The organism is Kaistia hirudinis (assembly GCF_014196455.1).
Classification (GTDB): Bacteria; Pseudomonadota; Alphaproteobacteria; order Rhizobiales; family Kaistiaceae; genus Kaistia; species Kaistia hirudinis.
In genome coordinates, this window is the sequence record NZ_JACIDS010000003.1 from 146,484 (window position 1) to 158,504 (window position 12,021).

At 65.9% G+C, this 12,021-nt stretch carries 9 protein-coding genes and 1 pseudogene; 8 read left to right on the forward strand and 2 right to left on the reverse strand.

Features of this window, described 5'->3' with window-relative positions; genetic code table 11:
• Positions 1-115: 115 nt before the first annotated feature.
• On the reverse strand, positions 116-319 hold the full coding sequence (locus tag GGR25_RS10745) for a 2TM domain-containing protein (RefSeq protein ID WP_183398794.1): 204 nt from the start codon (positions 317-319) through the stop codon (positions 116-118).
• Positions 320-591: 272 nt separating this feature from the next.
• On the opposite strand from GGR25_RS10745, the gene GGR25_RS10750 reads away from it, so the two are divergent.
• A complete protein-coding gene (locus GGR25_RS10750; protein ID WP_183398795.1) occupies positions 592-1,902 on the forward strand; it encodes an MFS transporter in 1,311 nt (436 codons plus the stop codon).
• A 3-nt stretch (positions 1,903-1,905) separates the two neighbouring features.
• Here GGR25_RS10750 and GGR25_RS10755 read toward each other — a convergent pair whose 3' ends face one another.
• Positions 1,906-4,764, reverse strand: coding sequence for an ATP-binding protein (locus GGR25_RS10755; RefSeq protein ID WP_183398796.1), 2,859 nt, complete (start codon positions 4,762-4,764; stop codon positions 1,906-1,908).
• Between the two features lie 292 nt (positions 4,765-5,056).
• Here GGR25_RS10755 and GGR25_RS10760 point away from each other — a divergent pair, with 292 nt between their 5' ends.
• The 7 genes and pseudogenes from GGR25_RS10760 to GGR25_RS10790 all read left to right on the forward strand — a co-directional run.
• Positions 5,057-5,791 carry a helix-turn-helix domain-containing protein gene (locus GGR25_RS10760; protein WP_246409562.1) on the forward strand — a complete coding sequence of 245 codons (735 nt, stop codon included), beginning with the start codon at positions 5,057-5,059 and terminating at the stop codon, positions 5,789-5,791.
• Positions 5,792-5,960: 169 nt separating this feature from the next.
• Positions 5,961-7,073, forward strand: coding sequence for an SMP-30/gluconolactonase/LRE family protein (locus GGR25_RS10765; RefSeq protein WP_210299907.1), 1,113 nt, complete (start codon positions 5,961-5,963; stop codon positions 7,071-7,073).
• A 302-nt stretch (positions 7,074-7,375) separates the two neighbouring features.
• The gene (locus GGR25_RS10770) at positions 7,376-8,134 is read left to right on the forward strand and encodes an alpha/beta fold hydrolase (RefSeq protein WP_183398799.1); all 759 of its coding nucleotides are present in this window, start codon (positions 7,376-7,378) and stop codon (positions 8,132-8,134) included.
• A 149-nt stretch (positions 8,135-8,283) separates the two neighbouring features.
• Positions 8,284-9,582, forward strand: coding sequence for an MFS transporter (locus GGR25_RS10775; protein ID WP_183398800.1), 1,299 nt, complete (start codon positions 8,284-8,286; stop codon positions 9,580-9,582).
• Positions 9,579-10,283: a dihydrofolate reductase family protein gene (locus GGR25_RS10780; RefSeq protein ID WP_183398801.1), complete on the forward strand. Its 705-nt coding sequence runs from the start codon at positions 9,579-9,581 to the stop codon at positions 10,281-10,283. The genes GGR25_RS10775 and GGR25_RS10780 overlap by 4 nt, the downstream gene beginning before the upstream one ends.
• An 11-nt stretch (positions 10,284-10,294) precedes the next feature.
• The gene (locus GGR25_RS10785) at positions 10,295-11,299 is read left to right on the forward strand and encodes an aldo/keto reductase (protein ID WP_183398802.1); all 1,005 of its coding nucleotides are present in this window, start codon (positions 10,295-10,297) and stop codon (positions 11,297-11,299) included.
• A gap of 150 nt (positions 11,300-11,449) precedes the next feature.
• Positions 11,450-11,926, forward strand: a pseudogene (locus GGR25_RS10790) (alpha/beta hydrolase); the annotation flags it as partial.
• Positions 11,927-12,021 lie beyond the last annotated feature (95 nt).

The window sequence follows — 12,021 nt, forward strand, 5'->3', positions numbered from 1 at the left end:
GGAAGCTCAGCGCGCCGTCATTGCCTGTGCCAAGGCCCATGCCGGCGAGCGCTACCGCGGTCGTAAGTCGTCCGGATAATTGTCGTGGAACAACGCTGACGCCGCGCCCCGAGCGTCAATCGGTTTGCAATGATCCGGGGCCGAGGGCGAACCACCAGTGGGTCAAGAGACCTAGACTCCATCCGAGCAGTGGCCATTCGAACCAATAGGGCGCGCCGAGAATGAAGTTGAGAACGGCGAGAAATATGATCGACGGGACGAATACGAACGCGTGGATCTGAAATCCGCGACGACGCGCGGACTTGGTGGCGTGTAGCATGGCGCTCTCCTGCCGTGGTCATGGGACGGGCGCGAGGCGCGGCTTCACGGCAGGCCGATAGCTGACTGTCGCGTGAAGGACCGGCGTCGCGACTGGAAGCATGGCCGAGAGATCACTTCGGGTCTTTGCCACTCCTGCGCTCTGTTTGCTCAGATTTGCTTTTCGGCCCCTGCGCTGCGCTTCCTCGCATTGCTTGTCCCGACCGAGCCGTTCGTGCGAATCTCGCAAGGCGACGCGACGACTGCACTTGGTGCCCGAATGATGAGCGAGCGATGACGGAGCCGGGTGAAGTGGATGACCGCACATCGGCTACGGCTTGGTATGCTGTCGTCATCCTGTGTCTTGCGCTTCTTCTTTCGTTCTCCGATCGCCTCGTCATCAATCTTGTGGTCGATCCGATCAGACGCGAGCTGAGCCTGTCCGATCTCGAGATTAGCCTGCTGCAGGGCGCCGGCTTCGCGGTGATCTTTGCGCTCGCCGGCCTACCATGCGGCCGGCTGGCCGATCGTGCCAACCGGCGCAACCTGATCGCCGGCGGCGTTGTGCTCTGGTCGGCGGCGACGATCGCCTGCGGGCTCGCCGCCGATTTCTGGACTTTCTTTGCCGCGCGCGTCGGCGTTGGGCTCGGCGAGGCGACACTCATTCCCTCGGCATCGTCGCTCATCATCAATGCCTTCCCGCCTCGCCGCCGCGGGATCGCTCTTGGCATTTTCTCGCTCGGAGCGACATTCGGCACGGGCGTCGCCCTGTTCGCCGGCGGCATTCTGCTTCGGTGGAGCGCGGCGGGCTTGTTCGATCCCCTGCCGCTCGTCGGCGCGCTTCCGCCTTGGCGCCAGATGTTCGTCTTCGTCGGCACGCCGGGATTCGTGCTACTGCCGCTGCTGCTCATGATCGTCGAGCCGCTGCGGCGGCATCGTCAGGACCTCATTCCCATCCAAGAGGTCCTTCAGCGATGGCTGGCGGAAAACGGCGCCGTGCTGCGCGTGGCGCTGGTCAAGGGGGCCCTCGGGATTGGAGACTATGCCCTGGTCTCCTGGCTGCCAACGCTGCTTCAGCGCTCTTACGCCCTCTCGCCTCTTCAAGCCGGCAGTCTCGTCGCCGTCTCGATCACGACGAGCGGCGTCATCGCCTCGCTGGCGGGAGGGGGCCTTTCCGACTGGCTCGCACGCCGCCACGGCGTGGCGACGCGCGTCGTGCTTCTTCTCGGCAGCTACACTGTGACATCGGCCGCCGCGATCGCGACCTTCTTCGCCGCAACGCCGGCGCAGCTCGCGCTTGCGTTCGCTGCCTGGGCTCTGGGGTCCATTTCCGGCTACGTCATCGGGCATGTCGTCATGCAGGAAAGCGTGCCGAACGAGATGCGGGCGACGACGATCGCGCTTTCTCTCACTGTCACGGCGCTGGTCGGGATCGGCCTCGGACCGACGCTGGTGCCCCTGCTGACGACACGCTTCCCCGGAAGCCTCAGCCTGCAGACGGCGATGGCTGCCGTCGCGCTCGCGGCGTCGCTCGCGGCGCTCCTGATCATCGTCCCCCCGGTTCGCCGGGGCTTCGCGGCCTTGCGGGCTGGCGACCCGCCCTGACGGTCAGTTGCCGCGGCGCGTTTCGATCAGCGCGCGCGCACGGCGCAGGTCGCCGGTCCCGAAGCCTTCGGTGAATCTGCCATAGGCCGTCTCCAGCATGGCCTCGGCATCGTTGTCGCCACCAAGCTGGCGCGCCAACTTCACGAGGCTTATGGCGCTCCGCAACTCCCAGCCGAGGGCATGGTCGCGCCGGGCGAGTTGGATCGCCTCGCGGTAGCACTCGGCCGCCCCTTCGACGCGCGAAGGCTCCTCAAAGCGGATGACATTGCCCTTGATGCGCAGGATCTCGGGAATGCCAACCACTTGACCGTTTTCACGGCACAATGCGATCGCCTCGTCGATTGCGGCGAGCCCACCTGCGACGTCGCCGGCCCGAGCGAGCGCCTCTCCATAATTGGTGAGATAATTGGGATAGCGCATGCGAAAGCCGCCCTTGCGAATCTCGGCGAGCGCTTCGCGATAGCTGGCGAGATCGAAGGGCTGTCCAGTGTAGAGCGTCAACCTTCCACCCGCGCAGAAGCCCATGTTTCGCCAGATCGAGAGGCCGTGCGTCGACGCGTGGGCAAGCCCGCGCTCAAGATGCCGGGCGGCAGCGGCATAGTCGCGGACATACATCGCGATGATCAGCGAGCCGTGCAGGAGCGCGCAGCAGAGCGAGACCGCATAGTGGGAGGCTTCCGCGTCGCGGAGCTGACGCTTCGCCGTTTCCACTGCCTGATCGGCGTAGCCCTGCAACCACATGACGGTCGCCAGCGCACCCGTTGCAGTCAACCTTTGATCGAACTGGAAGCGATCGCTTTCCCCGCGCGGGTCACCCAAAACGGGCCGATGGACGATGCCCTCGAGCCTGTGGCGCGCGGCCCCGAGCGCGCCGAGCCACGACAATGCCGAGCCGGTCTGCGCGTCTGCATCGCCAGCCGCTGCCTTCTCTCCCTTGACTTCGAGGCTCCGGATGGAATTGGCAACCGCGATGGCAGCGCGGGAATCGCCGGTCCACAGCTCGTATTCCGAGAGACCACGCAGGCATTCAAGTTGTAGATCGGTGTCCGCCAGATCATCTGCCAGGCGCAGCGCGCGGGTCAGCGACGCCTTCACCTCGGCGAGAGGGCCGCGTGAATGCAGCAATGTCGCGCCGAGGGCAAGGTTCAAGATCAGATCGTCCCGTTCGCTGCGATGGGGCGCAAAGCGATCCTGCAGCGCCGTTTCGACGGCTGTTCGGCACTCCTCGATGAGTGAGACCTGCTTGCCAAAGGGAATGGCGGCCACCGTCAATCGGACAGCCAACGATGCCGCCGCCTGGTCGGTGAAGGCCCAGGCCAGCGCACTCCGTACATCGTCGATTCTGCCGCTGTAGCGGGCGAGCCACATGTTGCGCGGCAGGCGTTCGGCATCGTACTTCGCTTCGGCAAGCCAGGCGATGCAATGCCCAATGTGACGGCGCCGCATCTCGTTCAGCTCGCCGCTTCCGCTCAGCTTTTCCATTGCATAGGCTCGCATGGAATCGAGCAGGCGATAGTGCATCCCATCATCGGCAATTTCGGCCGAGAGCAACGATTTGGAAACCAGATCGGCAAGACCCTGGACGACCGCGGACCGTGGGACCCTATTATCGCCGACGACCGTGACCGCCGCTTCCAGGTCGAAGCCGGCCGCGAAGACCGCAAGCCGCAGCATGATCAGCCGCTCGGCTTGACCAAGGAGATCGTAGCTCCAATCTATCGTCGCCAGCAAAGTGCGATGTCGCTCGGGGCCGCCTCTTCGATTCTCAAGCAGTCGGAAGCGATCGCTGATCTGATCGAGCAGACCGGCCACACCAAGCCCATCGACACGGGTTGCGGCGAGTTCGATCGCTAGAGCGAGCCCGTCAAGCTGTCGACAGAGCGTGGCGATCATCGGTGCTTCGACATCGCGCAACTCGAAGTCCGGCCGGGCCTCGCTGGCACGGTCGACGAAAAGTTCGATCGCAGGATAGACGAGCGCTTCTCGCGCGCTGATCGACGACGCGTCGGCTGGCACGGCCAGGCCGGGCAACCGGCGAACCCTTTCACCACGCACGCGAAGCGGCTCCCTGCTGGTGGCAAGGATCGTGACCTCGGCCGTCTCGGCGAGCAGTCGGTCGACGCAGGTCGCGACCCCCTCGATGACATGCTCGCAGCTGTCGACAAGGATCAGCATCGACTTTCCGCGGAGTGCGTCGCAGAGAGCGGCGAGCATGTTCGCCGAATGCACCGCCAAACCGATCGCCGCGGCGATGGCATTGGGAACGAGGTCCGGATCAGTCAGCGCGGCAAGATCCACAAGCCAAACCCCATCGCGACGCTCGCCAACTACTTGGTTGGCAATAGCGAGCGCCAAAGTGGTCTTTCCGATCCCGCCAGCGCCGACGATGGAGACCAGGCGGACTTCGGCTAGATCTCGCTTGACCGCCTCTATGGCGTCGCTCCGTCCGATGATGCGCGTTGTCGCCGTCGGCAGATTGTTGTCTCGGCGCAATGGCGGCACGTCGCCGGCCTCAGGCGGCGTCGAGACTGTGACCGGAAGCACAAACCGGTACCCCCGACCCACCACTGTGGCGATGCAGGTCAGATTCCCGTCGCCTGCGTCCAGCGCGCGGCGCAGCGCGTTCATGTTGACCTTTAAGTTGCCCTCCTCGACGAAGGTGTCCGGCCAGACACGGGCGATGAGGTCACGCTTGCCGACCACCTCGCCGGCGTGCTCGACGAGAACGGTGAGGATATCGAGGGCGCGGCCGCCGAGCCGGACCGGCACGCCGTTGCGCAGCAGCAACTGGCGGTCCGGCACGAGCTCGAACGAGCCGAACGCATAAGACCGACCCGCAAGCGCTTCCGAGATTTCTACCATTGCTGCTGTCGCCCCACAGCCCAACGCCAATCTAGCACACCGACCGGCACCTGCTTCATCGCGGCACCGTTTAACCGAGTTTAACTCGCTCGGGGACGATAACAGCGCGAGATTGATCCGGCCTTCAACCCGAGCCGGTGATCGTATGCCTCTCGCAGCTCAAGCGGACCGAACCGACCAGTCCAGCGCGTTCATTGGCGGTGCGTCGGAGGGAGAGTCGATTCATGTCGCGCATCACAGGTTCGGATCCGGCGTTCAAAACTGCGTGCGGCCGGAATGCACCGAGCTCGCCTTGATCCTCTCCGGCAAATCGCTCGTGCGCCGTTGCGCTGACGGAAAGTGGCAAGAGGGACTGGCGCTTCCCGGCAGGGCCTGGCTGCTTCCGGCGGGAAGCAACGAGACCCACCTTGAACTTGGTGATGCCCTCGAATGCCTGCTCCTGTTCCTGCCGGCGAGGCTGCTCGGAGACAGCGCCCTGATCGACCATGGCCTCGATCCCTCGAAGGCTGAGCTCGCCTGTGCGGGCGGCTTCTCCGACCCCATGCTGAGCCGGATCGGCGAGGCCCTTCTCCAACTTATTGCGTGTGAGACAGGCCCGACCAGGAAGTTCGTCGCGGACGGCCTCAGCGCCGCGCTCACCGCCCATCTGTTAGGCCACTACACGATCGATCGCTGGCGACCGGCCGCGCGGTCTCCCTCCCTAGACAAACGGCGCCTTCAGCGGGTGTTGGACCTGATCCAGTCTCGCCTCTCCGAGACGCTCTCGCTCGCCGAGCTGGCGGCAGAGGCCTGTCTCAGCCCGTTTCATTTCTCCCGCCTCTTCCGCGAGGCAACCGGACTTTCGCCGCACCAGTATCTTCTCGCCCGCCGCATCGAGGTCGCGAAGCGACTCATCGCGGAAGGGCAGATCTCGATGGTGGAGATCGCACTCGATACCGGCTTCGGCTCTCAAGCCAACTTCTCCCGCACCTTCAGCCGGTTTACCGGATGCACACCGCGGGACTACCGCCGGCTGCTCAGGCGCTGAGCCTTTTTTCCGCCGCGGGCTGAAAGAGCAGGATCTGCCGGATAAACGGCAAGATCCGGCGATCGGGCCGCCATAGCGGCTTCTACGATGCGTCGAACCTCCAGAGCCGATCCGGCCAGAGGGACCTATCCCGAACATCGTTACGCGCCACCGCCGCATGAGGTCAGCTTTGCGAAAATCATTTATCCGTCTCGGCGTCGCCGTTCTGGTCGTGATCCTGACCGTCGCGCTCTATCTCTGTTTCTGGCCGGTTCCAATCCGGGCCGTCGCATGGTCCGCGCCAGTGCCGCCGGGTTATGTCGGTCCGCATGCGCCGAATACGCGCCTCTCGGGCCTCCGCAGGATCGAGGTCGCCGGACAGTTTGGCCCCGAGCACATCGCGATCGGACCGGATGGCGACGTCTATGCCGCCATGACGAGCGGCGCGATCATCCGCATGCGTCCAGACGGCAGCGACCAGCGCGTCTTCGCCAGGACGGGCGGCAGGGTGCTCGGTTTCGCCTTCGACGCCGACGGACGAATGATCGCGGCTGACGCGATGTCGGGCCTGCTCGCGATCACGCCCACCGGCGAGATCTCGCTGCTCACGAACCGCGTCGGCGCGGATGACCCGATCGGCTATGCCAACTCGGTCGTCGTGGCGAAGGACGGCATGATCTACTTCACGGATTCCTCAACGCGCTTTGCGCCAGCCGCCTGGGGCAGTACCCTCCAGGCAAGCGTTCTCGATGTGCTGGAACAGTCCGCGACAGGCCGCGTCCTCGCCTACGATCCGAAGAGCCGGAGGACGCGCATCGTCGTGCATGGGCTCTCTTTTGCCAATGGCATCGCCCTCTCGACCGACGAACGGAGCCTCTTCGTCAACGAGACCGGCCGCTACCGCATCTGGAAAATCGATGTCGCCGCCGACGACCTCGATGTCGGCAGTGGATCGCCCCAGGCCGCGGTGCTTGTCGACAATCTGCCTGGCTATCCGGACAATCTGATGCGCGGCCGCGACGGCCGCATCTGGGTCGGTCTGTTCAGGCCGCGCAATCCGGCAGCCGATTCCCTCGCCGACAAGCCCCTCCTCCGCGAAGTCCTGTTGCGTCTGCCGCGATCGATGCTGCCGTTAGGCCAGCCATACGGGCATGTCTTCGCAATCGACGAGAGCGGCCGAGTCGTCGAGGACCTGCAGGATCCGAGCGGCGCCTATCCGGAGACGACGGGCGCCACCGAGACCGATAAGCAGCTGTTCATCCACAGCCTGCATGCAGACGCGATCGGCTGGCTGTCGCGATAGCGCGGTCATTTCGCCCGGAGCGAGGCATCGTGATGAGGCCGGTCGGGCGTCGTGCTGCACCGGAAGATGGCGTTGGCGCCAGAAGCAACACCGCAACTTCGTGGGCGACAAGGGCAAGTTTCGCAAATAACCGGTCCAGCCTCCTTGTCAGGATGCTGTGGTCGACGCCCCGGCAACACCACTCCCGCTGGACGTCCGCTGCAGAAGAACTTCGGAATTTTGCCGGCGAAGGACTGGCGGCGGGACTGCGTCTCCGCCGCAGCGTCGACCAGCAACGAGAACAAGCGAAAGGAAGGACTTCGATGCCCATCAAGTCGGTTGTCATCGCCGCCGCTGTCGGCACGGCGAGTATGGTTTCCGCGGCGGTCGCCGCCGATACGCCCTCGATCGTACTCGTACACGGAGCCTGGGCGAACGGCTCCAGCTGGTCCGAGGTTATTCCGCTGCTTCAGAAGCAGGGCCTTCATGTCGTTGCCGTCCACAACCCTTCCTCGTCCTTCGAGGCCGACGTGGCGGCAACCCGCCGCGTGATCGCCGACCAGCCCGGCGATGTCGTGCTCGTCGGCCATTCCTATGGCGGTGTGGTCATCACCGAGGCCGGCAACAGCGACAAGGTGCGGGCGCTCGTCTACGTCGCCGCTTTCGCGCCGGCAGCGGGGCAATCGGTGAATGCGATCGTCGCGGCCGCGCCTGAACCGCCGCCGTGGCAGGGGGAACTGCATGCCGACGCCACGGGCTGGCTGACCTGGTCGGCGCCAGGCATGGCGAAATACTTTGCTCCCGACGTCACGCCGGAGGCCGCGGCTCTGCTTGCCGCGACGCAAGCGCCGCTCTTCTCGGGCGCCTTCGACGGCAAGGTGACGGAGCCAGCCTGGTCGAAGAAGCCGAGCTGGTATGTCATCGCCGACAACGACCAGATCATCCCGCCGCCGCTGCAGAAGATCTTCGCCGACGCCATGCACGCGACGACGACCCATGCCGCGGCGAGCCATGTCGCCATGCTGTCGCAGCCGCAGGTGGTCGCCGATGCGATCATCGCGGCGGCCACCGAGGCGCCCTGAGCCTGTCAGCCGCTGACCGTGCGGGGCAGCGCGGACCTCGGGTGCGCGGTCCGCCCTTCCGGCCAGCACGACGGGAGCCTCCCTCCCGTCGTGCCGCCCGGCCGGACCGCAGCCTTTTCCGCATGCCTGGAGCCTTCGAAGGGATTGCGATGACCAGCTTGCATGACGCGACGCCGGCAGGGGCGGTGAGGAGCCCGGAAAGTCACGGACGGGCGACGCTCTTCGCTCTGGCGCTCGGCACGTTCTGCATCGGCACGACCGAATTCGCCAGCATGGGGATCATCCAGATCTTCTCGCCCGCGCTCGGCGTCGATGTGCCGACCGGCACTCACGCCATCACCTTCTATGCGCTTGGCGTCGTCATCGGCGCGCCGGCGCTGACCCTCGCTGCAGCACGTCTCAACAGGCGGACGCTGCTCCTGCTGCTGATCGGCATCTTCGTCGCCGGAAACCTGCTTTCGGCCTTTGCCGGCAGCATCGGCCTGCTCGCCGCGGCCCGCTTCCTGACAGGGCTGCCCCAGGGCGCTTATTTCGGAGCCGGCGCCGTCGTCGCCGCCCATGTCGTCGGCGCGTCCCATGCGGGCCGCGCCTTCGCCGTCGTGATGTCGGGGCTGACGCTCGCCACGATCTTCGGCTCGCCACTGGCGACGCTTCTCGGGCAGACAGTGGGCTGGCGCGGCGCCTATCTCTCCATCGGCGCGCTCGGCCTGGTCTCGTTCCTCGCCCTCTGGCTGTTCGTGCCGCGCACGCGGGAGCTCGACGGGGCCTCAGTCCGCGATGAGCTGAGCGGCCTTTGGAACGGCCGGGTCTGGCTGATGATGGCGACGACCGCGCTCGGCATCTCCAGTATCTTTGCCGTCTACACCTTCATCGGCCCTCTGGTGACCGATCTCGCGATGCTGCCCGCCGGCGTCGTTCCCGTTGCGCTGGCGCTGTTCGGTATCGGCATGGCGGCGGGCAATGTCTATGGCGGCAGGTTGGCGGACGCCCACCCGTCCCGCGGCATCGTCGCCGGCTATGGTGCTGCGATGATGGTGCTCGCCGTGCTCGGTCTCTGGGGCGCGAACATGTGGATACTCGTCGTCTCGCTGCCGTTTGTCGGCGCCACCCTCATGGCGGCGATACCGACCATCCAGGTCAGGATGATGGCCCTGGCGCCGGAGTCGCAATCCCTGATGGGAGCGATGAACCTTGCCTCGCTCAACGTCGCCAACGCACTCGGAGCCTGGGCTGGTGGCATCACGATCGGCGCAGGCTGGGGGTTGCTTTCGTCAGTCTGGGCCGGCTTCGTGCTGACCGGGCTCGGCCTGATGCTGTTCATCGCGGTGTTCACAAGGGGAGAGCGCGCCGCGCCGGAAGAGCGAACTCCGCTGTCGCATGGTCACGGGCCGCGACATGCCGGGATTGCCGCCCCTTCGACCACCATGCCCGACGGGAGCCAGCCATGAGACCGCGCGTGATCCTGCACATGATGTCCAGCATCGACGGTCGCATCACGCCGGAAGGCTGGCCGGCATCTGCCGACAGGGAGGAAGTCTACGAAGCGGTGCATCGGGAGCTCGACGCCGACGCCTGGCTGGTCGGCCGGCGCACCATGGCTGAGTTTTCGCAGGGCGCGCCACGCTCAGCATCGACTGACCGACTCTATCCGCGGCAGACTTGGAAGGCGCCGGCGGCCGGGATGGGACCCTATGCCGTCTGCCTCGACCGCTCGGGAAGGCTTCATCTCAACCGCGACCGCGTCAATGGCGATGCCGTCATCGCCATTCTCACGCGGGCGGTCGATGATGATCACCTCGCGGAACTGCAGCGCGACGGCATATCCTATCTCTTCGCCGGGGCCGCCGAACTTGACCTCGTCTACGCCATCCGCGCCTTGAGGGCCGAGTTCGGCATCGAGCGGCTTCTGCTTGAAGGCGGCGGAGCGACCAATGGCGCCTTCCTCGGCGCGGACCTCGTCGACGAAATCAGCCTGCTCGTTCTTCCGATCGCGGACGGAGAGCCCGACAGGCCGACGACGCTCGACGGCAACCCTCTCGGCGCCAGGGGCCTCGCCCTGATTGCGGCGACGCCAGTGGCAAGGGATATCGTTCACCTGCGCTATCACGTCCTGCCGAGGAACGATCCAGCAACAACAGCTGGCGACTGACGGAGAAGCAATTGGCACTGAGGCACATCATCAAGGGTCGGCTCGGTTTCGGCACGGCGCCGCTCGGCAACATGTTCCGCGCCATACCGGAAGACGAGGCACGGGAGACCGTCGATGCCGCCTGGGACGCCGGCATCCGCTATTTCGACACGGCGCCCTTCTACGGCGCCGGGCTCGCCGAACTCCGCCTGGGCGCTGCGCTCGCCGGGCGGCCGCGCACGGATTTCGTCATCAGCACGAAAGTCGGGCGGCTCATCCTCGACGAGATCGAGACCACAGCCAGCCGCGACTTCGGCGAGAAGGGCGGCGTCTTCGCCCATGGCCGCCCCAACCGCGTCGTGAACGACTACTCCGCCGATGCGACGCTCAGATCCATCGAACAGAGCCTCGTCCGGCTCGGCACCGACCACATCGAGATCGTGTTCGTCCACGATGTGGCGCAGGACTTCTACGGCGATGAATGGCTTTCCGTCTTCGAGGCGGCGCGCAAGGGCGCCTTCCGGGCGTTGGACAGGCTGCGCGACGAGGGCGTGATCAAGGGCTGGGGGCTCGGCGTCAACAAGGTGGAACCAATCGAGCTGATCATGGCGCTGGACGAGCCGCGACCGGACGGATTTCTGCTGGCCGGGCGCTACTCGCTGCTCGACCACGAACGGGCGCTGCAGCGCGTCATGCCGGCTCTCATACCGGCCGGTCTCGAACTGGTGGTGGGCGGTCCCTACAGCTCAGGCGCGCTGGTCGGCGGTCCGAACTTCGAATATGCGCCCGCTTCGCCGGCCATTCTGGAGAAAGTCGCCCGCATCAAGGCCATCGCCGCGCGCCACGGGATCTCGATGAAGGCCGCCGGCCTGCAGTTCGCGCTTGCTCATCCGGCCGTTGCGGCCGTCATTCCGGGCGCAAGCAAGCCCTCCCGGATCGCCGAGGACGAAGCCGCCCTAGCCGAGGTGTTGTCGTCCGCGTTCTGGTCCGACTTGAGGGCGAACAGGATTATCGATCCGACCGCGCCGCTTCCCTGACGTTTGGACGGACCGGGTCTGATTGATCCGACGCATTCAGCTCGGCGGTACCGTGACGGTGACCCCGGGGGGCGAGCCCAAAAAATCAAGGAGGCCCAAGCGGGCATTGCCTAAGCGAAAGCCCATGCTGGGGGTTACTAGGGCAGGAGCGGCGTCGTCGTATCGGAGGCCGGTACGGATCCGAAGGTGGCGGCGGTCGTCTATATCGCCGCCTTCGCGCCCGACGCCGGGGAATCCGTCTCGAGCCTGATCGCCAATCCGCCGCCGGGAGCGCCGGTGCCGCCGGCCGTCGACGGCTTCCTGTTCCTCGACAAGGCCAAGTTCGCCGCCGCCTTCGCCGCCGACGTCCGTCCCGACCTCGCCACTTTCATGGCGAACTCGCAGGCGCCGTGGGGCGTCGCCGCGCTCGACGGCAAGGTGACCGAGCCCGCGTGGAAGGCGAAGCCGAGTTGGTACCTTGTCGCCGCCGACGACAAGATGATCCCGCCGCCGGCGCAGCGCGCCATGGCGGAACGTGCCGGCGCCGTGGTGTCGGAAGCGCCGGGCAGCCACGCGATCTACGTCTCAAGCCCGAAGGCGGTCGCCAAGGTCATCGAGCAAGCTGCGCACGGACGTAGATCCGGCTGACTAGCGAGTGGGCCGCCAAGGTCTACGCTGGCCCGGCGGCCCGTCACCGCAGGATCGTTCTATTCGGCCCGTGGCGGCTTGCTATAGGCTAGATC